The organism is Bradyrhizobium sp. 17 (assembly GCF_023073515.1).
In the GTDB taxonomy this organism is placed as follows: Bacteria; Pseudomonadota; Alphaproteobacteria; order Rhizobiales; family Xanthobacteraceae; genus Bradyrhizobium; species Bradyrhizobium canariense_D.
The window spans coordinates 39,491-62,403 of the sequence record NZ_JADPJQ010000113.1 but is presented as its reverse complement, the minus strand read 5'-3'; the positions used below and the strand labels follow the sequence as shown (position 1 = coordinate 62,403).

Genomic DNA, 22,913 nt, shown 5'->3' with positions numbered 1-22,913 from the left:
CGATCCGACCTCGCAACGATTCCGTCATGGCCGGGCTTGTCCCGGCCATCCACGTCTGTTTTCTAGTGTGACGACGTGGATGCCCGGCGACTTCCGTGCGAAGACGCGCTTCGCGCTTTTTGCTCGGGCGTGACGAATGGACAGGCCTTGCCCCTCAGTTTCGACACGCCCCTCCCGATCGATGCCGTGCTCGACGACCTCTCGCGCACGCTGGAGGCGCATCATGCCGCCGTGCTGGTGGCCCCTCCTGGCGCCGGCAAGACCACGCGCGTGCCACTGGCGCTGCTCGATGCCCCCTGGGCCAAAGGCAAGAAGATCATCGTGCTGGAGCCGCGGCGCATCGCGGCGCGCGCCAGCGCCGACCGCATGGCCAAATCACTCGGCGAACGCGCCGGCGAGACTGTCGGCTATCGCGTCCGCTTCGGCTCGAAGATCTCGCGCGCGACCCGCATCGAGGTGGTGACGGAGGGCATCTTCACCCGCCAGATTCTCGACGATCCCGAACTGTCGGGCATCGCCGCCGTGCTGTTCGACGAATTCCACGAGCGCTCGCTCGATGCCGACATGGGCCTGGCGCTGGCGCGCGACGCGCAGCTGGGCTTGCGCGAGGATTTGCGCATCCTCGTGATGTCGGCAACGCTCGATGGCGCCCGCGTGGCAAAATTGCTGGGCGAAGCGCCCGTCGTCGAAAGCGAGGGCCGCGCCTTTCCGGTCGAGACGCGCTATCTCGGCCGCAAGGCTGACGCGCCGATCGAGCGGCAGATGGCGGATGCGATCGCCTCGGCGCTGCGGGCCGATGCCGGCTCGGTGCTGGCGTTCCTGCCGGGCGCCGCCGAAATCCGCCGCACCCAGAATTTCCTCGCCGAACGCATACACGATTCCAGCATTGAAATCGTGCCGCTGTTTGGCGCGCTCGACGCCGCCGTGCAGGATCGTGCCATCTCGCCGGCGCCCAAGGGCACGCGCAAGGTGGTGCTGGCGACCTCGATCGCGGAGACCTCGCTCACCATCGAGGGCGTGCGCATCGTGGTCGATTCCGGTCTCGCCCGCGTGCCGCGCTACGAGCCCGACATCGGCTTGACCCGGCTCGAGACCGTGCGCGTCTCCCGCGCGGCGGCGGACCAGCGCCGCGGCCGCGCCGGCCGCACCGAGCCCGGTGTCTGCTACCGGCTCTGGGACGAACCTCAGACAGCCTCGCTAGCGCCCTACACCCAGCCCGAGATCCTCAGCGCCGATCTGTCCTCGCTGGTGCTCGATCTCGCGCAATGGGGCGTCGCCGATCCTGCCGCGCTGTCGTTTCTCGACCCGCCGCCGCAGCCGGCCTGGAAGGAAGCAAAAAGCCTGCTCTCCGAGCTCAACGCGCTCGATGGCGATGGCCGCATCACCGCGGAGGGCAAGAGCCTGCGCGCGCTGGCGCTGCCGCCGCGGCTCGCGCGCATGATCGTGGATTCGCACCGTGCCGGCGAAGGCGAGGCCGCCGCCGAGATCGCGGCCATCATCACCGAGCGCGGGCTCGGCGGCGACAGCGTCGATCTCGAGCACCGGCGCGATCAGTTCCGCCGCGACCGTTCCCCGCGTGCCGCAAGCGCGCGCGACCTCGCCCGGCGCTGGGCTTCGCAGGTGGCGGCGTCAGAGAAGGCGGCGACCGCAGAAGGTGACCTCTCGACCGGCCTGATGCTCGCCTACGCCTTCCCGGATCGCGTCGCGCGCAACCGCGGCAATGGCAGCTTCGTGCTCGCCAACGGCCGGGGTGCTGCGGTGGATCAGACCTCGTCGCTCGCGCGCACGCCTTATATCGCGGTCGGCGAGATGACCGGCACGGCGGCGAGCGGGCGCATTCTGCTCGCGGCGCAAATCTCGCAGGACGAGATCGAGCGGCATTTCGCCGAGCATATCGAATCCGTCGAGGAGATCTCGTTCGATCGCGGCGCGATGGCGCTGCGGGCGCGGCGCAAGCGCGCGCTGCACGCGATCACGCTCTCCGAGGCGACGCTCGCCGTGTCGCCCTCGGGGGACACTGCGCGCATCTTCGCCGACGGGTTGATCGCCGCCGGACTCGACCGGCTGCCCTGGTCGAAGGTAGCCAAACAATGGCGCGATCGCGTGATGTTTTTGCGCAGGGCCGAAGGCGACAGCTGGCCCGATCTCTCGGACGACGGATTGATCGCGCGGCGCGACGATTGGCTGGTGCCGGCGCTCTACGACATGATCGCGCTGAAGGATATTTCCGCCGGCGATCTCTCCGACGCGTTGATGGCTTTGTTGCCGTGGGAGATGCGCGCGCGGCTCGACCGCGAGGCGCCGACGCATTTCGAGGCCCCGACCGGCAGCGTGCTCGCGATCGACTATGAAGCCGAGCAGGGGCCGACCATCGCGGTGCGGCTGCAGGAATTGTTCGGCCTCAACACCCATCCCTCGATCGCCGCCGGCAAGGTGCCGCTGGTGCTGGAACTGCTGTCGCCGGCGCAGCGCCCGGTGCAGGTGACGCGCGATCTCCCCGGTTTCTGGCGCGGCAGCTACAGTGCCGTGCGGTCCGATTTGCGCGGCCGCTACCCGCGCCATCCCTGGCCGGAAGATCCGGCGAATGCGCTGCCGACCCGGCGGGTCAAGCCGCGCGGGACGTGAGGCGCAAGAAGACCCTCATGGTGGGGAGCGCGGCCCGCCCTTCACGGGCATCCTTCGAGACCCGCTCCTATGGAGCGCTCGTTAATCCAAGCACGGCACCGACCTCTAGCTGCCGCCGGAGTGGGGCTGTTTATCGCGGTAAATGGCGGCTCTGAGTTCGTCAATGAGTTATCATTTATGCGCTGCGGAGGCGCTCCGAACGAGCAAAAGCGTCACAAGCTCTCAGGATGAGGGTCTCACAAAATTGCATTCTGCCCGGAAATCGCTATTTTCCGCGGCCCGGAGGCCCCTTAGATGTCTGTTATCGATCTTGCCGCGAATCCGAGCGATCTGCGTGCGCTCGCCGAACAATCCAACGCCTGGCCGTTCGAGCAGGCGAAGGCCATTGTCGCGCGGCTGAAGAAAAGCCCGAAGGACGAGGTGCTGTTCGAGACCGGCTACGGGCCATCAGGCCTGCCGCATATCGGCACCTTCGGCGAGGTCGCGCGCACCTCGATGGTGCGGCACGCTTTTCATGTGCTGACCGAGAACAAGATCAAGACCCGCCTGCTCGCGTTCTCCGACGACATGGACGGGTTTCGGAAAGTGCCCGACAACGTCCCCAACAAGGAGATGCTGGCCGCGCATCTCGGCAAGCCGCTGACGCGGGTGCCGGATCCGTTCTCCAACGAATACCCGTCGTTCGGGCACCACAACAATGCGCGGCTGCGCGCCTTCCTCGATCATTTCGGCTTCGACTACGAATTCGCGAGCTCGACCGACTATTACACGTCCGGCCGTTTCGACGCGACGCTGCTCAAAATGCTCGCGGCCTACGACAAGGTGATGGCGATCATCCTGCCGACGCTCGGTCCCGACCGCCGCGCGACCTATTCGCCGTTCCTCCCCATCAGCAAGACCACGGGTGTCGTGCTGCAGGTGCCGATGATCCGCCGCGACGTTGCGGCCGGCACGGTGACCTACCTCGATCCCGATACCAACCAGGAAGTCGAGACGCCGGTCACCGGCGGCAACGTCAAGTGCCAATGGAAGGCCGATTGGGCGATGCGCTGGGTCGCGCTCGGCGTCGATTACGAGATGGCCGGCAAGGACCTGATCGACTCGGTCAAACTCTCCGGCGCGATCGCCAGGGCGCTCGGCGCCACGCCGCCGGAGGGCTTCAACTACGAGCTCTTCCTCGATGACAAGGGCCAGAAGATCTCGAAGTCGAAGGGCAATGGGCTGACCATCGACGAATGGCTGCGCTACGCCTCGCCGGAATCGCTGTCGCTGTTCATGTATCGCGAGCCGAAGGCGGCCAAGCGGCTGTATTTCGACGTCATCCCGCGCAATGTCGACGACTACCAGCAGTTCATCGACGGCTTTGCGAAGCAGGACGCCAGGCAGCAGCTCGGCAATCCGGTCTGGCATGTCCACAATGGCCATCCGCCGAAGTTCGACATGCCCGTCACGTTCCAGCTCCTGCTGACGCTGGTGTCGTCGTCGAATGCGGAGAATGCCGAGACACTGTGGGGTTTCATTGGTCGCTACCGACCCGGTGTGAGCCCGCAGACGCATCCCAAGCTCGACGCGATGGTCGGCTATGCCATCAACTATTATCGCGACTTCGTCGCGCCGACGAAGACGTTCCGCGAACCGACCGAGACCGAGCGCGCGGCGCTGCAGGATTTGCGGGATGCATTATCGCAGCTTCCGCAGGACGCCTCGGCCGAGGACATCCAGAACGTCGTCTACGAGATCGGCCGCCGCGAGCCGTTCCTCGACCAGGTCAAGAAGGGCAAGGACGGCCGTCCGGGCGTGACGCTCGACTGGTTCAACATGCTCTACCAGGTGCTGCTCGGCCAGGAAAAGGGCCCGCGCTTCGGCTCCTTTGTCGCGGTGTATGGCGTGCAGAACGCGGTCAACATGATCGACGGCGCGCTGGCGCGGAGTGCGTGAGGGCTACGGAACTGAGTTGTAGGCGCGACCTATCTCCCCGATTCGTCCTGGCGAAAGCCAGGACCCATAGCCACCGCCGGATGTGGTTACGGAGACTCGGAGTGGCCAATTGGTGCCACAACTTCTCCCGAGGTAATGGGTCCTGGCTTTCGCCAGGACGACACCGAGGCCTCACTGGCTTGCCCACACGATCCGCGCGATCCACACCACCTCGCTCGCCGCCATCCTGCGTTCGGCCTGCGTCGCATCGAGCGGCTGCAAATCCAGAGCCTTTGCGGTGCGGCGCTTCAGCGTCGCCACCGTCAGCTCGCCCGCGTTGGTCTTCACCACCACGCGATCGCCTTTGTGGATCGGCGCGCCGGGCGCGACCAGGATGATGTCGCCGTCGCGATAGGCGGGCGCAAGCGCTTCGCCGGACATCTGCAGCGCGAAGCTATGGTTGCCCTCGAAGGCGGGAAGGGCAAATTCGGTCCAGCCCTTGCCGACGGGAAAGCCGGACTCGTCGAAGGCGCCGCTCGCGCCCGCCAGTGCGAAGCCGAGCAGCGGCACCGAACGGCCGCCGCCTGCCTCGTCGCCGACCAGCCTGGCAAAAATGTCGATCGACGAATCTGCCGCCGCCAGCGCTTTCGCGATCGATTCGGTCGAGGGCCAGCGCTCGCGGCCGTCGGAGGTAACGCGCTTGGACTTGTTGAAGGTGGTGGGATCGAGCCCGGCGCGCTTGGCGAGGCCGGACGGCGACAGGCCGGCACGCGCCGCCAGCCGATCCAGCGCGCCCCAGATCTGGTCGTGGGTGAGCATCCTCTGCGCTTTGGCCTGCCTGACCATGGAAGGTCCAGCCCGTCGCAACTCAGGAAAACTATCCTCAAATCAATCGGTTTTCCGTTTTCGGTGCAAGAGGCGGCGTCTAAGTCTTGAGTTCGGCAGGGGTGGCCTTTACGGTCCCGCCCGGGATTTAACGACCCACGAGAGACGAAAATCCCCAGGAGACTCAAAGAGCTGTCTCCCCGGGCAAACAGGGCTGCGTAAGCGGTGGTCAAGATCTACAAAATCTGTCCGGCCTCGGCCTGGCGCGAGGCGGAACGGCAGGGCGTTTATCGCGGCAGCGCGGACGATTCGCGCGACGGATTCATCCATTTCTCGACCGCCGCCCAGGTTCCCGAGACCCTGCAGAAGCATTATGTCGGGCAGCGCGCGCTGTTCCTGGTCGAGGTCGACGGCGATGCGCTCGGCAGCGCGTTGCGCTGGGAGCGCTCGCGCAATGAGGAGCTGTTTCCGCATCTCTATGGCGAGCTCGATCTCGGCGCGGTGATGGCTGTGATGAACCTCAACACGCGCTCCGACGGCGGCCACGATGTTCCGGAGCTTGCCCCGTGATCCGCGCTTTCGACGCTCTCTCGCTGCCGGTGCTGCGTTGGCTCGATCCGGAGGATGCGCATCGCCTCGCGATCCAGGGCCTGCGCTTCCTGCCGCCGGGCAAGCCGCACGCTGACGATCCCAAGCTTGCGGTGCGTGCGTTCGGGCTCAACTTCCCCAATCCGATCGGCATGGCCGCGGGCTTCGACAAGAGCGCCGAAGTGCCGGATGCGCTGCTGCGGCTCGGCTTCGGCTTCGTCGAGATCGGCTCGGTGACGCCGAAGCCGCAAAGCGGCAATCCGCGACCGCGGCTGTTTCGTCTGGAGCGCGACGAGGCCGTGATCAACCGCATGGGCTTCAACAATGACGGTGCGGAGACAGCCCTGCGCCGGCTTGCGGCGCGCGCGCAGCACGGCGGCATCGTCGGCGTCAATGTCGGCGCCAACAAGGATTCGCCCGATCGGGTCAATGATTACGTCAAGCTGATCGAGACCTTTGCGCCGGTCGCGAGCTATTTCACCGTCAACGTCTCCTCGCCGAACACGCCGGGCCTGCGCAATCTGCAGGAAGGCGCGCTGCTCGACGATCTCCTCGCCAGGGTGATCGACGCGCGCCAGCGGGTGCGCGAGAGCGCCGGCGACACGCCGGTGCTGCTCAAGATCGCGCCGGATTTGAGCCTCGCCCAGCTCGACGACGTCGTGCAGGTCGCGCGCTCGCGCCGGGTCGATGGCATGATCGTATCGAACACCACGATCGCGCGGCCGAGTACGCTGCGCGAGGAGATGCGCGCCAAGGAGCAGGGCGGCCTGTCCGGCCGGCCGCTGTTCCGGCTGTCGACGCGGATGGTCGCGGAGACCTATGTGCGCGTCGAGGGCGCATTCCCCCTGATCGGTGTCGGGGGGGTGGACTCGGGCGGCGCCGCGCTGACGAAGATCCGCGCCGGCGCGAGCCTGATCCAGCTCTATTCGTCGCTGGTCTACAAGGGCCTCGGCATCGTCGACGAGATCAAGCGTGACCTCGCCTCGACCCTATTGCGGACGGGGCGGGATTCTCTCTCCGAGATCGTCGGCTCCGACGCCGCCACGCTGACGGCGGAAGACTGGCCGGGGATGTAGGCGGTCTCGTGCCCCGAGCGCAGCGCAGCACGTTAGTGATGCACTGCTGAACCGGGGCCCACGCTCGCGGCATTCTGGGTCCCGGCTCCGCGCAGCAGCGTTTCACCCTGCAGCGTGTCCGGGACACGAGAGCTACGACCTCGAAAACGTCTTCCTGTACAGCGCCGGATAGCGCGCGGCCTGCAAGCCGCCGCGCGAGACGTAGGAGGCGATCAGCGCGCTCCACAGCCCGGCATTGCCGAACGATTGCAGCGCCCAACATGTGGCGAGGAAGATCGCGAGCGAGGCCAGCATCAGATTGCGCATCTCACGCGCCCAGGTCGCGCCGATATAGATGCCGTCGAAGCCGAAGGCGAACACGCCGGGAATCGGCGCGAGCACGACGAACGGCAGGAATTCCCGCGCGCCGCGACGGACGCTTTCGCTCGCCGTCATGAAATCGATTAAGTTCGGCCCGAATACCGCGAATAGCGCGGACACGACCAGCGCGAAGCCGAGCCCCCATAGCAGCACCAGCCGGGTCGAATCAGCAAATCCCCTGGCGTCGCGTGCGCCGAGCGTACGGCCGCAAAGCTGCTGGGCTGCGTTCGCTAGACCATCGAGAAAGAAGGCGCTGACCAGCAGAAAATTGTTGAGCACGGAATTCGCGGCCAGCGTGACGTCGCCGGCCCGCGCGCCCTTGGCGGTGAAGAACAAGAACACGGCGATCAGCGCCGCGGTACGGATCAGGATGTCGGAATTCACGGCCAGCAGCCGCATCAGCTTGGCCCGGTCGAACAGCTCTGCGTACGGCACCGCGAACCCACCGTCCGCATAGCGGCGGCAGACGATCATGCCGAGGCCGAATCCGGCCGCTTCAGACAGCAGCGCTGCGATCGCAGCACCTGCGATCCCGGTGTCGTAGACCAGCACCAGCAGGATCGTCGCCGCCGCGTTGACGAGATTGATGACGATTTGGAGCGCGAGCGCCGGGTTGGCGCGAGCCTGGCCGACCAGCCAGCCCAGGATAACATAATTGACGAGCGCCAGCGGCGCCGACCAGATCCGGATCACGAAGTAGGTTTTCGCCGCGCGCGTGACGCCTTCGCTGCCGCCCATCAGGTCGAACAGCACGGTGGCCAGCGGCAGTTGCAGCGCGATCAGTGCTACGCCGATCAAGCCGGCGACGATGAAGCCGCGCACCAGGATCGCGGTCAGCTCGCGCGTCTCGCCGGCGCCGAGCGCCTGCGCCGTGAAGGCGAGCGTGCTCATGCGCAGGAAACCGAACAGCCAGAACAGGCAATCGAAGATGACGGACGCGATGGCGACGCCGCCGAGCAGCGCGGCGTCGTCCAGCCGTCCGATCGCGGTGGTCGAGACCACGCCGATCAGTGGCGTGGTGAGGTTGGCGACCATCGCCGGGCCTGCGATGGCGAAGACCTGACGGGAACCGATCTTCAAGTGAACGGGTGCGTGCATGTCAGAACACGAGCACCATGCCGTCTTCGGCGGCGAGATGGGCGATGTCGTCGAGGCGCGACAGCACGTCTTCGCTCATATGGGTGAGCACGAGGCGTTTTGCGCCGATTTCGGGAAGGTGCTGTTCCAAGGTCGTCAGGCTGAGGTGATTCTTGACCACCTTCTCGTACATATAGGCTTCGGCGATGAAAAGGTCGGCGCCATGCGCCAGCGGAATGAGCGTCTCCGTCCATTCGGTATCGGCGCTGTAGGCCAGCGTGCGACCCTCGGCTTCGACGCGATAAGCGAGGAACGGTCCACCGGATTCGCCGTGCACGACGGGATAGGGCGTCACCGTCACCGCGCCGAAGCTTTGGCTCTGCTCGGGCGCGAGCTCGACGACGGACAGCTCGAAGCGCTGTTTCGTCTTCGAGGAGTGCTCGAACAGAGCCTCCATCACCTCACGCAGCCGCGTCTCGATGCCTTTGGGGCCGGCGATCGTGAGCGGCCGCGTCCGCCGCGAGAATTGTGCGTCGAGCAGGACAAACGGCAGCCCGGCAAAATGGTCGCCGTGGAAATGCGTGATCAGGATGAGATCGATCTCATTGCGGTCGATCTCCAGCCGCTTCAGTGCCGGCAAAGCCGACGCGCCGCAATCGATCAGGAAGTTGGCTTCGCGCCCCGAGACGTGGAAGCAGGTATTGAGCCTGCCGCCGCATCCGAAGGCGTCGCCGCAGCCGACAAAGCGCAATTGCATCGGCCGCCAGCTCCAAATCCTTTACCTGCGTGGCGCGCCGAAAACGCGCATCAGCAGCCAGATCGGAATCACGATGACAGCGCCGAGCAGGAAGTAGCGCCACAGCCAGTTCACGGTATCGAAGCCGAGATCCCACAAACGCTGGAACAGAAGACGAATGCTTAAGATGATATTCCAGGGGTCGAAGCCGATCGCCGCCAGCACGACGCCGACGAGGATCGAGAGCAGCACCAGGCGAAACGCGACCGCCAGCGGCGAGCCGCCGAGAAAGCGGTGCAGGCCGTCACTGCGGCCGGCCGGCAAATCTCTGACGTCGTGGGCCATCTCAAACTCCTCAGGGGATTCGACCTATCATAGGGCAAGGCGGGGACATGGGGAACCTGTGAGGGGGCGTCAATCGGCTTACGGGATTTTAATTCGGGCAAGCACACGCCCGGGGCTTCTTAAGCCTCAACCTCGGCCGCCTCCGCTTTCAGCATCTTTTCCAGCGTTTCCAGCCGGTCGGCCTCCCGCGGCGGCTTGTCCCAGCGCAGCCGGCTGATGCGGGGAAAGCGCATCGCGACGCCGGATTTGTGCCGTGGTGAGCGCTGCAGCCCCTCGAAGGCGACCTCCAGCACCAGCCCCTTGTCTGGCTCGTGCACGACGTGGCGGACGGGGCCGAATTTTTCGGTGGTATTGCGACGCACGAAGCGGTCGATCTGGAGCAGCTCCTCGTCCGTGAAGCCGAAATAGGCTTTTCCGACCGGCACCAGTTCGTCACTGCCCGGCCCTGCGGTCCAAACGCCGAAGGTGTAGTCGGAATAGTAGGACGAGCGCTTGCCGTGGCCGCGCTGCGCATACATCAGCACGGCGTCGATGATGTGCGGATCGCGCTTCCATTTCCACCATTGTCCCTTCGGCCGCCCCGGCAGATAGGGTGCGTCGCGCCGCTTCAGCATCACGCCTTCGACGGCGTCCGCGTCCTCGCCCGCACCAGCGCTGGCGGGATCGGCGCGTGCTGCGGTCAGCGCCTCCCAGCTTGCGAAGGCGACGGTGGGCGACAGATCGATGCGGGGATCGTCGAGCTTACCGATGAAGGTCTCCAGCCGTTCGCGCCGCTCCGCGAAAGGCAGCTCGCGCAAATCGTTCTCGTCGTCGCCGAGCAGATCGTAGGCGCGCAGATGAATCGGAAATTCCTTGATCAGCTTCGGAGACACGACCTTGCGGTTGAGCCGCTGCTGCAGAAAATTGAAACTTTGCACGCGCCCTTCGCGCAGGATCAGAAGCTCGCCGTCGATGGCGCCGGGCAGCCGCAGCGACGGCACGAGGTCCGGAAAGCTCCCGGTGATGTCCTCGCCGGTGCGCGAATAGAGCCGAGCGGTGATGTGGCCGTGCTCGTCGCGGCCGGCCACCGCCTGCACGCGGATGCCGTCCCATTTCCATTCGGCGATGTAGTCGGCGGGATCGAGTGCAGCGAAATCGGTGTCCTCGATCGCATGCGCCAGCATGACAGGACGGAACGGCGCGGGATCGCGATTGACTGGCTTGTCGCCGCGGCCTTCCAGCCAGGCGAACAGGTCGAGATAAGGCGGCGCGAGACCGGGCCAGATCAGCTCGACCTCATGCGGGTCCTTGTCGCCGAGCGCGGCGGCCGCGGTCTTTGCCAGGCGCGCGGAGATGCCGATGCGCAACGCGCCGGTGACGAGCTTCAACAGCGCCCAGCGGCCGGTCTCATCCAATTCGTCGAGCCAGCGCTCGAGCTGCTTCGGCAGCTCGGTCTTGCCGAGGGTGCGCAGGGTGGTGACCACCTCGGTGAGGGTTGGGGGAGGTGGGTTGTTGTGGACACCCACGGCCTTCGGCCACATCAGCGCGATTGTCTCGGAGAGATCGCCTACATAGTCCCAGGATAGGCCGAACAAGACCGGGTCAGTTCGCTGGGCGATAAGATCGCGCAGCAGAGAAGGTTTTGCGTGCTTGAAACTCAGCGCACCGGTCAGCGCGGCCAGCGCGTAGCCGCGATCGGGATCGGCGACCTCGCGAAAATAACTCGTGATCAGCCGCAGCTTGTTGTTGCGGCCGGGTTCGTAGGCGAGGCGGTCGAGAAGTTCGGCGAAGCGGTTCATGCTTCGGCCTCGTCAGCGAGCGGCGTCTCGGTCTCCTCCTCGTCGCCATAGCCGACGAGATCGAGCGGCCGCGACCGCAAACCCTTGCTTTGGCACCAATGCACCAGCGCGTCTTCCTGGCCATGGGTAACCCAGATCTCGCCGGCACCGGTCGCGGCGATCGTGGCGGTGAGGCCGTCCCAATCGGCGTGATCCGAGATCACCAGCGGCAGCTCGATGCCGCGTTGCCGCGCGCGGGCGCGCACCCGCATCCAGCCAGAGGCGAATGCCGTGACGGGATCGGGAAACCGGCGGGTCCAGAGATCGGATGTTGCAGAGGGCGGCGCCAGCGTGATGGTGCCGGCGAGCGCCGCCTTCTTGACGCCCTTCGCCGGCCGCAACTCGCCGAGCTCGATTCCGCGGCTCTGATAGTAATGCGTGATCTTCTCCATCGCGCCATGCAGATAGATCGGCGCGTCGTAACCCGCTTGGCGCAGCAGAGCGATCACGCGCTGCGCCTTGCCAAGCGAATAGGCGCCGACGAGATGCGCGCGCTCCGGAAATAGCGCCACCGACGCCAGCAGCTTCTTGACCTCGTCGGCCGCATCGCCATGGCGAAACACCGGCAGGCCGAACGTTGCCTCGGTGATGAAGACGTCGCAGCGTACGAGCTCGAACGGCGTGCAGGTCGGGTCGGGCGCATCCTTGTAGTCGCCGGAGGCGACGATGCAGGTGTCCTTGCAGGTGACCGCGACCTGCGCCGAACCGAGCACATGGCCGGCCGGGTGAAACTTCGCGCTGACGTCGCCGAGCCGGATCTCCTCGCCATAGTGGATTGCTTGGGTGGAGCCGGCAAAATTCTCGCCATAGCGCAGCCGCATCATGTCCAGCGTTTCCTGCGTCGCCAGCACCGCGCCGTGGCCGGCGCGGGCATGGTCGGAATGGCCGTGGGTGATCACGGCCCGCTCGACCGGCCGGACGGGGTCGATATGGAAGCCGCCCGGCTTACAGCATAGGCCGGCGGCAACTGGCAGCAGGATGTCTTGCGGACGCATGCCTGTTATATAGGTCGCGACCCCGCATCTTCGAGTCATCACCGCTTCGTTCCCTGGTTCCCACAATGCCCCTGCGCTTGTTCCTGACCTCCGGCGATCTCATGGCTGACCGCCGCTTCGAGTTCGCGCGCGACCTCCAGCTCAAGGGCGATCTGGCGGCCGCCGCCGACCTGCTGGAGCAGACCATCGAGATTGCGCCGAATTTCACCTCGGCCTGGTTCACGCTCGGCGAAATCCGCGCGCAACTCGGCGAGCGCGACAAGGCCATTGCGGCCTTTCGCAAATCGCGCGAGTCCGACCCGAGCGATCAGCATGGCGCTCATCTGCATCTGATACGCCTCGGCGATGCGCAATTGTCCGAGATGCCCAAGGCCTATGTGCAGGCCTTGTTCGATCAATACGCCCCGCGCTTCGAGCACGTGCTGATCAACGATCTCGGCTATCGCGCGCCGTCGCTGATCTTCAAGGCGGTGGTGGCTGCCCGCGTCGCCGCGAAGAAGCCCGCCCTGTTCAAGCGCGCCATCGATCTCGGCTGCGGTACGGGGCTCGCGGCCGCCGCCTTCGCCAAACAGGTCGACCAGTTCATCGGCATCGATCTGTCGCCCGGCATGGTCAAGGAGGCGCGAGCCACCGGCCTCTATGCCGAGCTCGAAGTCGCCGACATGATCGAAGGCCTGCGCAGCAGGAGCGAGGCGAGCGCAAACCTCGTCGTCGCTGCCGATGCGTTCGTCTATCTCCCCGATCTCGCACCGGTGCTCGGCGAAGCCAGGCGCGTGCTCGCGCCCGGCGGCGTGCTTGCGTTCACGCTGGAGACCCATGACGGCAGCGGCATCGTTCTCGGCGAAGGCCTGCGCTATGCCCATTCGGCGGAATATGTGCGCGATGCGATGGCGAAGGCCGGCCTCAAGCTCCTCACATTGGAGCAGGCCTCGCCACGCACCGAGAACAACGAACCGGTGGGCGGCCTCGTCGTGGTCGCCGAGAAAACTTGAGTTTAGGCGCTATAAGCGGCGCTTTAAGCGTCATTGCGTCGCAAAGCCGCGACTTCCCACTTGCGAGCCGTGCGGCGATGCCAGCACAATGCGCGCACCAGGGAGAAACAAACAATGACCAGGAATCCATCGCGGCGCGATTTCAGCGCCGCCGCGCTCGCGACCATCGCGGCCTCCACCTTGCCCGCGCCCTATGTCTGGGCCGCGGAGAAGAAATACGATTCCGGCGCCAGCGACACCGAGATCAAGATCGGGCAGACCGTGCCGCATTCCGGCCCCGGCTCGCTCTACGGCGTGCTCGGGCGCGTCGGCGAGGCCTATTTCCAGATGCTGAACGAAAAGGGCGGCATCAACGGACGCAAGGTCAAATTCCTCACCATGGATGATGCCTACAGCGCGCCGAAATGCGTCGAGGCGACGCGGCGCCTGGTCGAGCAGGAGGAGGTGCTCGCGCTCTACGGCTCGCTCGGCACCGCGCCGCAGACCGCCGTGCACAAATACCTCAACTCGAAGGGCGTGCCGCAGTTGCTGCTCAACACCGGCGCGTCGAAGTGGAATAACCCGAAAGAGTTCAAATGGACGATGGCTGGCTTGCCGCTCTATCCGACCGAGGCGCGGATCCTGGCGCGGCACGTCGTCAGCGTGAAGCCGAACGCGAAGGTCGGCATCCTGTACCAGAACGACGATTTCGGCCGCGACTTCCTCGGCCCCTTCAAGAAGGTTCTGGAAGACGCCGGCGGCACCGCCAAGGTGATCATGGAGCAGACCTACGATCTGACCGATCCGACGGTCGATTCCCAGCTCATCAACCTCTCGAAGTCGGGTGCGGACGTCTTCTACAACATCTCCACCGGCAAGGCCTCGTCGCAGTCGATCCGGAAAGTAGCCGAGCTCGGCTGGAAGCCGCTGCAGCTGCTGTCGGCCGGCTCGACCGGCCGCTCCATCCTCAATGCCGCGGGCCTCGAGAACGCCGCCGGCATCGTCGCCATCCGCTACAACAAGGAAGTCGGCCTGCCCAAATGGGAGAAGGACCCCGACGTCATGGCGTTCGAGGAGCTGCGCAAGAAGTACACGCCGGCGATCGATCAAGACAACACCATCGCCTTCGCCGGCTACGGCCAGGCCGTCACCATGGGCGAGATCCTGCGCCGCTGCGGCGACGAGCTCACCCGCGCCAACGTGCTGAAGCAGGCTTCCAACCTCAAAGGCTTCCACTCGCCTTATTTCCTCGACGGCGTCACTTACGACTACACGCCTGACGATTACACGCCGATGAAGACGCTCTTCATCTCCACCTTCACCGGCAAGGACTGGGACATCTCCGACAAGCCGATGTCGGAGTAGGGGCGCTTTCTTCTCCCCTTGTGGGAGAAGATGGCGCGAAGCGCCGGATGAGGGGGCTTTCTCCGCGTACTCGAACGATGCTCTTTCGCGGAGAGATACCCCTCACGCGTCTCGCCGCTTCGCGGCGATCCACCCTCTCCCACAAGGGGAGAGGGAACGGCAGTATCGCCCTCGTCGTTCACCCCCTCGACGAACCCGTCCCCACGGCTTACCTGTGATGCCGTGCCGCCCCGCATCCGCAAAATCCCGGTCGAACCTGCCGCGCTGCTGCCCGACCGCTTCAAGGCGTGGTTCGCGGCCCGCGGCTGGTCGCCGCGCGCGCATCAATTGGCGCTGCTGGAGAAGGCGCGCGAGGACCGATCCGCATTGCTGATCGCGCCCACCGGCGCCGGCAAGACGCTGGCGGGATTCTTGCCGACGCTGGTCGAGCTGAGCTCCGCGCCCAAAGCTTCGGCGAAATCGGTGATCTCCACCGGCCGCAGTCTGCAACGCACCGGCGGCCTGCACACGCTCTACATCTCGCCGCTCAAGGCGCTCGCGGTCGATATCGCGCGCAACCTCGAGCGCCCCGTCGCCGAGATGGCGCTGCCGATCAAGATCGAGACCCGTACCGGCGACACGCCGACGTCGCGGCGGCAGCGGCAACGGCGCTATCCGCCGGACATTTTGCTGACGACGCCGGAGCAGCTTGCGCTGCTGCTGTCCTCCGACGACGCGCCGTTCCTGTTTTCCTCCTTGAAGCGCATCGTGCTCGACGAGCTGCACGCGCTGGTGACGTCCAAGCGCGGCGATCTGCTGTCGCTTGGACTCGCGCGGCTGTGGCGGTTGGCGCCGCAGATGCGGGCGATTGGCCTGTCGGCGACCGTGGCCGAGCCTGAATCGCTGGCGCGCTTCCTGGTGCCGCAGCCCGGCGGCAAGGAAGCGGCGGCCGACATCGTCCTTGCCGGCGGCGCCGCACCGCCGCTGGTCGAGATGATGGACACGCGCGAACGCCTGCCCTGGGCCGGCCACAGTGCGCGCCACGCACTTCCCGAGATCTACGAGCTGATCAAGGCGAACAAGACCACGCTGGTTTTCGTCAACACCCGCAGCCAGGCCGAGATGCTGTTCCAGAATCTCTGGAGCATGAACGACGACAATCTTGCCATCGCGCTGCATCACGGCTCGCTCGACGTCGCCCAGCGCCGCAAGGTCGAAGACGCGATGTCGGCGGGCAAACTGCGCGGCGTGGTCTGTACCTCCTCGCTCGATCTCGGCGTCGACTGGGGCGACGTCGATCTCGTCGTCAATATCGGCGCGCCCAAGGGCTCCTCGCGCCTGATGCAGCGCATCGGCCGCGCCAACCACCGGCTCGACGAAGCCTCGCGCGCGGTGCTGGTGCCCGCGAACCGATTCGAGGTGCTGGAGTGCCGCGTCGCGATCGACGCCATCGCGGAGAATGCGCAGGACACGCCGCCGCTGCGCCTGGGTGCGCTCGATGTGCTGGCCCAGCACGTGCTCGGCTGCGCCTGCGGCGAGCCGTTTTTCTCCGACGAGCTTTACGGTGAGGTCCGCACCGCCGCGCCCTACGCCGATCTCACGCGGCAGGACTTCGACGACGTGGTCGATTTCGTCGCCTCCGGCGGCTACGCGCTGAAGACCTATGAGCGTTTCGCGCGGATCAAGCAGGACAAGGAGGGACGCTGGCGCGTCGCCAATCCCAGGGTGCGGCAGAGCTACCGGATGAATGTCGGCACCATCGTCGAGGACGACATGCTCAAGGTGCGGCTGGTGCGCTCGCGCGGCGGAGGTCAAGGAAAAGCAGGCGGGTCGACCGGCGTGATCGCGCGCGGCGGCAGGCTGCTCGGCGAGATCGAGGAAGCCTTCATCGAGGGTCTCAGCCCGGGCGACACCTTCGTGTTCTCAGGAGAGGTGGTGCGCTACGAAACCCTGGTCGAAGACCAGGTCTATGTCTCGCGCGCCAACGACAAGGACCCGAAGGTGCCGTCCTATATGGGCGGCAAGTTTCCGCTCTCGACCTATCTTGCCGAACGGGTTCGCCGCCTGCTCGATGACGGGCGCGCGTGGGGCGCCTTGCCGGAGCAGGTGCGCGACTGGCTGTCGCTGCAAAAGGACGTCTCGCGCGTGCCGGCGGTGCGCGAGCTGCTGGTCGAGAGTTTTCCCCGCGCCAACAAGCATTACGTCGTCTGCTATCCCTTCGAAGGCCGTCTCGCGCATCAGACGCTCGGCATGCTCTTGACGCGCCGGCTGGAGCGCGCCCGCGCCCGGCCGCTCGGTTTCGTCGCCAATGAATATGCGATCGCGGTCTGGGCGCTCGGCGACATGTCCTCCATGATCCGGGACGGCAGGATCGACCTCGACGCGCTGTTCGATCCCGACATGCTCGGCGACGACCTCGAAGCGTGGCTTGCCGAATCCGCGCTGATGAAGCGCACGTTCCGCAATTGCGCGATCATCTCCGGCCTGATTGCGCGGCGGCACACCGGTGAGGAGAAGAGCCGCCGTCAGGTGCTGTTCTCGACCGATCTCGTTTACGACGTCCTGCGCAAGCACCAGGCCGATCACGTGCTGTTGCGCGCCGCCCGTGCCGATGCCGCCACTGGCCTGCTCGATCTGCGACGCCTCAGCGACATGCTCACCCGCATCCGGGGCCGCATCACGCATCGGGAACTCGACCACGTCTCCCCGCTCGCCGTCCCCGTGATGCTGGAAATCGGCCGCGAGTCAGTCTATGGCGAAGCTGGAGACGAGCTCCTGGCGGAGGCCGCCGACGAGCTCGTCAAAGAGGCGATGGGATAACAGCAGGTTTTGACGTGGGGGCAGGCGCGCTGGTTTCAGGGGATATCGAGGACATGCGCGTTTCGAATGTCAGCATCAGCAGCGTGACCTTCGCGGCCGATCTCTCCGGCGCGCTATTCTGGGAAGAGCAGCGCCTGCTCGTCGTCTCCGACCTGCATCTGGAAAAAGGTTCCAGCTTCGCCATGCGCGGCGTGCTGCTGCCGCCTTACGACACCATCGCGACGCTCAGTCGTCTCGCTGCTGTCATCTCCCGCCATGATCCCCGAATCGTCATCGCGCTCGGCGACAGTTTTCACGATCGCACGGCGCATGGACGGCTGTCGGCGGAGGATCGCGACGCGGTCGCCGCCTTGCAGGCTGGCCGCGACTGGATCTGGATCTCAGGCAATCACGATCCGGCGCTGCCGCGTGATCTCGGCGGCACCGTCGCCGACGAAGTTGCGATCGGTCCGATCACCTTCCGCCACGAGCCGACGGGCGCGAGCGGCGAGATCGCCGGCCATCTTCATCCCAAGGCGCGTGTCTCCGCGCGCGGCCGCTCGATGGAGCGCCGCTGTTTCGCCTGTGACGGCGAGCGTGCCGTGATGCCCGCCTTCGGCGCCTACGCCGGCGGCCTCAGCATCCGCGATGTGGCGTTTGCAAAGATCTTTCCAATGAACGGTTTTGTCGCGCACCTGCTCGGCGACCGCCGCGTCCACGCGATCGCCGCGTCACGGTGCAGCTAAGCCGCTTTCGCCTGCACGTCGTCGCAGAACTCCGCCAGCCGATCTGCCAGCCGCAACGTCGCGGGACTTGCGCCCGGCGCGGCCATCAGCGCCACTTCGGTCCGGTTGATCGGCGCAAAGCCGTCCTTCGCGCTCAGCACGCGGTGGTCGGACTGGATCGCCATCTCCGACAGGATGCTCAAGCCCATGCCGGCCGCGACCGCGGCCTGGATGCCGGCCAGGCTCGATGACGTATAGGACATGTGCCAAATGCGGCCCGCGCTTTCCAGCGCATGGATGGCGCCGGCGCGGTAGAGGCAGCCGAGCGGAAAGCCGATCAGCGGCACGGAGGCGACATCGGCGTGGATCGGATGGCTCTTGCTGGTCACCCAGTGCACCTGCTCCGGCCACACCGCAATCGCGCCTTTCTCACCGGCCGCGCGCTTGAACAGCGCCAGATCGAGCTCGCCGCGATCGAGGTCGCGGGCGAGATTCTTGCTCTGGTCGGCGCGCACATCGAGCCGCAGGCCCGGATGCGAGCGCGAGAACGCGCCGAGCAGTTTCGCCAGCCGATACGCCGCAAAGTCCTCGGGGATGCCGAGCCGGATTGCGCCTTCGCCGTCGGGCTGGCGCAGCACGTCGCGCGCCTCTTCCGCAAGCGACAACAACCGCCGCGCATAGGACAGCAGCCGCTCGCCGGCTTCGGTGGGGCGCACGTCCTTGCCGTCGCGATGCAGCAGGACCTGGCCGACATCCTCCTCCAGCCGCTTGATCTGCTGGCTGACGGTCGATTGGGTGCGATGGACGCGCTCGCCGGCGCGGGTGAAGCCGCCGGCATCGACCACCGACACGAAGCTGCGCAGGAGCTCCAGATCGAGCATGGCTGCCTCCATTCGAAAATCCACTGGCTGGAAGTTAATCATTTAATTTCCAAATGACAAGCCGGCTCCCTAGATCGAGGGCTCAGGAGAATGCCCCTCATGTCGCTCGCCCCTTCGCTTGCCGTTCCGCGCAGCCGCTTCAACACGCTGCCGCTGGCCATCGGCCTGTTCTGCCTGCTCTGGAGCTACGCCTTCGTCGCCGGCAAGATCGGCGTGACCCATTGCCCGCCGCTGATCCTGCTCGCCGCGCGCTTCTCGCTCGCCGGCATCTTGATCCTCGGTGCCACGCTGGTCCGCGGCGACGACTGGTCGCTGTCCTGGCGCGATGCCACGATCTTCGCCGTGCTCGGCGTCGCCAACAACGCGCTCTATCTCGGCCTCGGCTACACCGGACTGCAATCGGTCTCCGCCGGCCTCGGCGGCCTGATCGTGTCGGCCAATCCGGTGTTCACGGCGGGCCTCGCCGCGCTTCTGCTCGGCGAAGGCATGACCTGGCGCAAGGCGAGCGGCCTCCTGCTCGGAATCATCGGCGTGACCTTGATCGTCTGGCACCGCCTGGCGGTCGGCACCGACTCGCTGCACGGCATCGTGTTCACGCTGGCCTCGCTCGCCTCTCTCGTTGCCGGCACCATTTTGTTCAAGCTGCTCGCGCCGAAGGGCTCGCTGTGGGTCGGCAATGGCGTGCAGAATCTTGCCGCCGGCATCGTGCTGACGCCGGTGGCGCTCACCTTCGCCGACGTTCATGCCATCGACTTCACGCCGGGCCTGATCGGCGCCTTCGCCTTCCTCGTGCTCGGCGGCTCGATCCTGGCGTACTGGCTCTGGTTTCATTTCTTGAAAGTGTGTGGCGCGACGGCTGCCAGTGCCTATCATTTCCTGATGCCGCCGCTCGGCATGCTGTTTGCGTATCTCGTGCTCGGCGAACATGTCGAGGCGCGCGATCTGCTCGGAATCATCCCGGTCGCACTCGGCATCTACCTGGTGACGCGGCCCGCCAAATCCGTCTCGTAAGAGGAGTCCATCATGCCCATTTCCATCACCCTGATCGGCGGTCCCACTGCGCTGATCGAGATCGACGGCTTCCGTTTGCTCACCGATCCGACCTTCGATGACGCGCACACCGCCTATCAGCTGCCGCATGTGAAGCTGGAGAAGACGATCGGCCCTGCGCTCAAGGCCGATGCGATCGGCCCGATCGATGCCGTGCTGCTCAGCCACGCCCAGCATTCGGACAATCTCGACAATTCCGGCCGCGACTTTCTCAAACATGTGAAGCGCGTGCTGACCACCGAGGCCGGCGCGCAGCGCCTCGGCGGGCATGTCGAAGGTTTGGCGCCGTGGGGCACGGCGCATCTGAAAGATCGTGACGGCAACTCGCTGACGATTACTGCGACCCCGGCGCGTCACGGGCCGGCCGGCATCGAGCCGCTGTCAGGCGACGTCATCGGCTTCGTGGTGTCGTCGAGCCGGACCGACACCACATCGGTCTACATCAGCGGCGACACCACCTGGTTCGACGGCGTCGCCGAGGTCGCGCGCCGTTTCAAATGCGGCGTGGTGATGCCTTTCGCCGGCGCCGCGCAAACGCGCGGGCCGTTCCATCTGACCATGGACACCAACGACACCATCGAGACCGCGCGCGCCTTCCCCGATGCGATGATCGTGCCGGTTCATACGGAGGGTTGGGCGCATTTCCGCCAGAACAGCGAGGATCTACGCAAGACCTTCGACGTGCTCGGCTTCGGGACGCGGCTGCGATTGCTCGAGCCCGGCGTGCCGACGGTGGTGCAGGCGCCGTAGCCCCGACTGTCATGCCCCGGCTTGACCGGGGCATCCAGTACGCCGCGGCGGTAATTGTGAGAGCGAGTCGCCTAACGCAGGCCTCTGGAATACTGGGTCGCCCGGTCGAGCCGGGCGACGACGAGAGGAGAGAGCGTAGTCTCCTCAATCCTTGCGAAACACGATCGAAGCCATCCATCCCGTCATCAGCGCCATCGCGGCGGTGACGAGGCCGTAGATCAGGCCGTTCTGCCGCGCGGTGGTGGCGACGAACTGCTCGAAGCCGACCTTGACGATCTCGAACGCGGTCTCGGTCTTGCCGATGAACGCGCCGTCGGCAAACAGCTTGATCTCCACCTCGTAAGTGCCGATCGGCACCTCCGCCGGCAGCGGAATGCCGGTGCGGAACAGCGTCGGCGTCAGGAATGTCACCGCGCTCGGATCCTCGCGGTAGAGACCGCGCTGGGTGCGCAGGCGGATGAAGGCGGAGCGGAACACGTCGTTAGGCACCACATCGGCATAGTCGCCGCTGACACGCTGGGTCAGCAGCACGTTGTTAAGCCCGATCTGCTGACGCCGCGCGATCTCGGGCGAGGTGATGACATCGAAGGAGCGGTTGGCAAATAGCGCGAGATAGCTCGGCACCTCCAGGAACTGGCGGTAGTCGGTGTTGATCCAGATCCCGAAGGTGCGCTCCTTGCGCCGCGTCACCATCTCGGCGCGCGGGCCCATCACGGTGACGACGAGATCGTAGCTCTTGCGATCGGCGGGCGTGGAGGCGTCCTTCTCGACCGAGCCGAACAGCACCAGCTCCTCGCCGGAATAATTCGGCGTCACCGTGACGCGATGGTTGGAGACCGACACGATCAGCCGCTCGGCGCGTGCGACGGAGCCGAGCAGCAGAACGAGCAGGACCGCGAGAGCTGTGCGCATCATCCGTTCACCCCCAGCTCGCGGATGGTGAAGAGGTCTTCGGGCCGGATCACCAGCTCGATGGCGAAGCGAACGCCGACCGAGAGGATCAAGAGGCCGAGCAGCAGCCGCAGCTGCTCGCCGCGGATCTTCTGACCGGCGCGTGCGCCGAACTGCGCGCCGGTGACACCGCCGACCATCAGGATCAGCGCCAGCACCGCGTCGACGAGGTGATTGGTCACCGCATGCAGCAGGGTCGCAAACAGCATCGTGACCAGCGTCAGGACCATCGAGGTGCCGATCACCGTCGAGGTCGGCACCCGCAGCAGATAGATCATGATCGGCACCAGGATGAAGCCGCCGCCGATGCCCATGATGGCGCCGATGAAGCCGATCAGGACGCCGATGATCACGACCGGAATGACCGAGAGGTATATCTTGGAACGCTTGAACCGCATCTTCAGCGGCAGGCCATGGATCCAGTTGTGGGTGCGTCGTGGCGGCACCGCGCCGCGCCGGGTCCGCATTAGGGCGCGCAGGCCTTCGGAGAACATCAGGCTGCCGACGGTGGTGAGCAGCACGACGTAGGACAGTGCGATCATCAGATCGAGCTGGCCGAGCGCACGCAGCTGCGTGAAGGTCCACACGCCCAGCGCCGTCCCGGTCACGCCGCCGCATAACAGCACGCTTGCCAGCGCCGGGTCGATCGCGCGTCGCCGCCAATAGGCGAGCGCGCCGGAAAAGGACGAGGCGGCGATGTGGCTCGCGACGGAGGCGACCGCGACCGCCGGCGTGATGCCGATGAAGATCAGAAGCGGCGTCATCAGGAAGCCGCCGCCGATCCCGAACATGCCGGAGACGAAGCCGACCGCCGCGCCCATCGCTAGCACGAGGAAGACATTGACCGGAAGATCGGCGATCGGGAGATAGAGCTGCATCGAGAGACCACGCTTCCCGCGAGACGGATCGATTGCGCGGAATGCTCGCAGGAGGGCAGAACGATTGCCGCGCCCTTCAATAGCGGAATTCGGTGGCCGGCGGGACCAGGAATTTCAGGCGTGGTGAATGGGCTAAGAGAGATCAGATCACGGCTCGCAGCGAACCGAGCATTCCGCCACCTTCTCCGCCGTCATGCCCCGGC

19 protein-coding genes are annotated in these 22,913 nt (G+C 65.9%); 10 read left to right on the top strand and 9 right to left on the bottom strand.

Annotated features, from left to right (window positions below):
- The first annotated feature begins 147 nt into the window (after positions 1-147).
- Positions 148-2,625, top strand: a complete 2,478-nt coding sequence (hrpB, locus tag IVB13_RS22945; RefSeq protein WP_026233929.1) for an ATP-dependent helicase HrpB — start codon at positions 148-150, stop codon at positions 2,623-2,625.
- A gap of 294 nt (positions 2,626-2,919) precedes the next feature.
- Positions 2,920-4,563 carry a lysine--tRNA ligase gene (locus IVB13_RS22940; protein ID WP_018460039.1) on the top strand — a complete coding sequence of 548 codons (1,644 nt, stop codon included), beginning with the start codon at positions 2,920-2,922 and terminating at the stop codon, positions 4,561-4,563.
- Positions 4,564-4,734: 171 nt separating this feature from the next.
- Here the strand turns inward: IVB13_RS22940 and IVB13_RS22935 are convergent, their stop codons facing one another.
- Complete coding sequence (locus tag IVB13_RS22935; RefSeq protein WP_018460038.1) at positions 4,735-5,388, bottom strand: helix-turn-helix transcriptional regulator; 654 nt, start codon at positions 5,386-5,388, stop codon at positions 4,735-4,737.
- Positions 5,389-5,592: 204 nt separating this feature from the next.
- Here IVB13_RS22935 and IVB13_RS22930 point away from each other — a divergent pair, with 204 nt between their 5' ends.
- A complete protein-coding gene (locus IVB13_RS22930; RefSeq protein ID WP_018460037.1) occupies positions 5,593-5,937 on the top strand; it encodes a DUF952 domain-containing protein in 345 nt (114 codons plus the stop codon).
- Complete coding sequence (locus IVB13_RS22925) at positions 5,934-7,031, top strand: quinone-dependent dihydroorotate dehydrogenase (RefSeq protein ID WP_018460036.1); 1,098 nt, start codon at positions 5,934-5,936, stop codon at positions 7,029-7,031. The genes IVB13_RS22930 and IVB13_RS22925 overlap by 4 nt, the downstream gene beginning before the upstream one ends.
- 132 nt (positions 7,032-7,163) lie before the next feature.
- Here IVB13_RS22925 and IVB13_RS22920 read toward each other — a convergent pair whose 3' ends face one another.
- The 5 genes from IVB13_RS22920 to IVB13_RS22900 form a co-directional block, all read right to left on the bottom strand.
- Positions 7,164-8,489, bottom strand: a complete 1,326-nt coding sequence (locus IVB13_RS22920) for an MATE family efflux transporter (RefSeq protein WP_026233928.1) — start codon at positions 8,487-8,489, stop codon at positions 7,164-7,166.
- Between the two features lies 1 nt (position 8,490).
- Positions 8,491-9,225 carry an MBL fold metallo-hydrolase gene (locus IVB13_RS22915; RefSeq protein ID WP_247490658.1) on the bottom strand — a complete coding sequence of 245 codons (735 nt, stop codon included), beginning with the start codon at positions 9,223-9,225 and terminating at the stop codon, positions 8,491-8,493.
- 21 nt (positions 9,226-9,246) lie between these two features.
- Entirely contained in the window at positions 9,247-9,549 is a 303-nt protein-coding gene (locus tag IVB13_RS22910) for a DUF6460 domain-containing protein (protein WP_018460033.1), read from the bottom strand.
- A gap of 119 nt (positions 9,550-9,668) precedes the next feature.
- Complete coding sequence (locus IVB13_RS22905; RefSeq protein WP_018460032.1) at positions 9,669-11,327, bottom strand: ATP-dependent DNA ligase; 1,659 nt, start codon at positions 11,325-11,327, stop codon at positions 9,669-9,671.
- Complete coding sequence (locus tag IVB13_RS22900) at positions 11,324-12,361, bottom strand: ligase-associated DNA damage response exonuclease (protein WP_018460031.1); 1,038 nt, start codon at positions 12,359-12,361, stop codon at positions 11,324-11,326. The genes IVB13_RS22905 and IVB13_RS22900 overlap by 4 nt, the downstream gene beginning before the upstream one ends.
- 65 nt (positions 12,362-12,426) lie before the next feature.
- Between IVB13_RS22900 and IVB13_RS22895 the strand changes: the two genes are divergently transcribed.
- From IVB13_RS22895 to pdeM, 4 genes are all read left to right on the top strand, one after another.
- Complete coding sequence (locus IVB13_RS22895) at positions 12,427-13,353, top strand: methyltransferase domain-containing protein (RefSeq protein WP_018460030.1); 927 nt, start codon at positions 12,427-12,429, stop codon at positions 13,351-13,353.
- A 114-nt stretch (positions 13,354-13,467) separates the two neighbouring features.
- Positions 13,468-14,697 (top strand): ABC transporter substrate-binding protein, encoded by a 1,230-nt coding sequence (locus tag IVB13_RS22890; RefSeq protein ID WP_085384950.1) that lies wholly within the window; start codon positions 13,468-13,470, stop codon positions 14,695-14,697.
- Positions 14,698-14,919: 222 nt separating this feature from the next.
- Positions 14,920-17,496, top strand: coding sequence for a ligase-associated DNA damage response DEXH box helicase (locus IVB13_RS22885; protein WP_018460028.1), 2,577 nt, complete (start codon positions 14,920-14,922; stop codon positions 17,494-17,496).
- 53 nt (positions 17,497-17,549) lie between these two features.
- Positions 17,550-18,221 (top strand): ligase-associated DNA damage response endonuclease PdeM, encoded by a 672-nt coding sequence (gene pdeM, locus IVB13_RS22880; RefSeq protein WP_018460027.1) that lies wholly within the window; start codon positions 17,550-17,552, stop codon positions 18,219-18,221.
- On the opposite strand, the gene IVB13_RS22875 is transcribed toward pdeM, so the two are convergent.
- A complete protein-coding gene (locus IVB13_RS22875; RefSeq protein ID WP_026233925.1) occupies positions 18,218-19,081 on the bottom strand; it encodes a LysR family transcriptional regulator in 864 nt (287 codons plus the stop codon). The genes pdeM and IVB13_RS22875 overlap by 4 nt on opposite strands.
- A 99-nt stretch (positions 19,082-19,180) precedes the next feature.
- Between IVB13_RS22875 and IVB13_RS22870 the strand changes: the two genes are divergently transcribed.
- Together IVB13_RS22870 and IVB13_RS22865 are read left to right on the top strand one after the other, a co-directional pair.
- Positions 19,181-20,092 carry a DMT family transporter gene (locus tag IVB13_RS22870; protein WP_247490656.1) on the top strand — a complete coding sequence of 304 codons (912 nt, stop codon included), beginning with the start codon at positions 19,181-19,183 and terminating at the stop codon, positions 20,090-20,092.
- 12 nt (positions 20,093-20,104) lie between these two features.
- The gene (locus tag IVB13_RS22865) at positions 20,105-20,881 is read left to right on the top strand and encodes an MBL fold metallo-hydrolase (RefSeq protein ID WP_247490654.1); all 777 of its coding nucleotides are present in this window, start codon (positions 20,105-20,107) and stop codon (positions 20,879-20,881) included.
- 144 nt (positions 20,882-21,025) lie between these two features.
- Here IVB13_RS22865 and IVB13_RS22860 read toward each other — a convergent pair whose 3' ends face one another.
- Entirely contained in the window at positions 21,026-21,796 is a 771-nt protein-coding gene (locus tag IVB13_RS22860; protein ID WP_018460023.1) for a TIGR02186 family protein, read from the bottom strand.
- On the bottom strand, positions 21,793-22,710 hold the full coding sequence (locus tag IVB13_RS22855; RefSeq protein ID WP_018460022.1) for a sulfite exporter TauE/SafE family protein: 918 nt from the start codon (positions 22,708-22,710) through the stop codon (positions 21,793-21,795). The genes IVB13_RS22860 and IVB13_RS22855 overlap by 4 nt, the downstream gene beginning before the upstream one ends.
- Between the last annotated feature and the right edge of the window lie 203 nt (positions 22,711-22,913).

Coding starts and splice junctions, on each gene's coding strand:
- IVB13_RS22940 (WP_018460039.1), top strand. CDS start 2,920: ATGTCTGTTATCGATCTTGCCGCGAATCCGAGCGATCTGCGTGCGCTC.
- IVB13_RS22935 (WP_018460038.1), bottom strand. CDS start 5,388: ATGGTCAGGCAGGCCAAAGCGCAGAGGATGCTCACCCACGACCAGATC.
- IVB13_RS22920 (WP_026233928.1), bottom strand. CDS start 8,489: ATGCACGCACCCGTTCACTTGAAGATCGGTTCCCGTCAGGTCTTCGCC.
- IVB13_RS22915 (WP_247490658.1), bottom strand. CDS start 9,225: ATGCAATTGCGCTTTGTCGGCTGCGGCGACGCCTTCGGATGCGGCGGC.
- IVB13_RS22910 (WP_018460033.1), bottom strand. CDS start 9,549: ATGGCCCACGACGTCAGAGATTTGCCGGCCGGCCGCAGTGACGGCCTG.
- IVB13_RS22905 (WP_018460032.1), bottom strand. CDS start 11,327: ATGAACCGCTTCGCCGAACTTCTCGACCGCCTCGCCTACGAACCCGGC.
- IVB13_RS22900 (WP_018460031.1), bottom strand. CDS start 12,361: ATGCGTCCGCAAGACATCCTGCTGCCAGTTGCCGCCGGCCTATGCTGT.
- IVB13_RS22895 (WP_018460030.1), top strand. CDS start 12,427: ATGCCCCTGCGCTTGTTCCTGACCTCCGGCGATCTCATGGCTGACCGC.
- IVB13_RS22890 (WP_085384950.1), top strand. CDS start 13,468: ATGACCAGGAATCCATCGCGGCGCGATTTCAGCGCCGCCGCGCTCGCG.
- pdeM (WP_018460027.1), top strand. CDS start 17,550: ATGCGCGTTTCGAATGTCAGCATCAGCAGCGTGACCTTCGCGGCCGAT.
- IVB13_RS22875 (WP_026233925.1), bottom strand. CDS start 19,081: ATGCTCGATCTGGAGCTCCTGCGCAGCTTCGTGTCGGTGGTCGATGCC.
- IVB13_RS22870 (WP_247490656.1), top strand. CDS start 19,181: ATGTCGCTCGCCCCTTCGCTTGCCGTTCCGCGCAGCCGCTTCAACACG.
- IVB13_RS22865 (WP_247490654.1), top strand. CDS start 20,105: ATGCCCATTTCCATCACCCTGATCGGCGGTCCCACTGCGCTGATCGAG.
- IVB13_RS22860 (WP_018460023.1), bottom strand. CDS start 21,796: ATGATGCGCACAGCTCTCGCGGTCCTGCTCGTTCTGCTGCTCGGCTCC.
- IVB13_RS22855 (WP_018460022.1), bottom strand. CDS start 22,710: ATGCAGCTCTATCTCCCGATCGCCGATCTTCCGGTCAATGTCTTCCTC.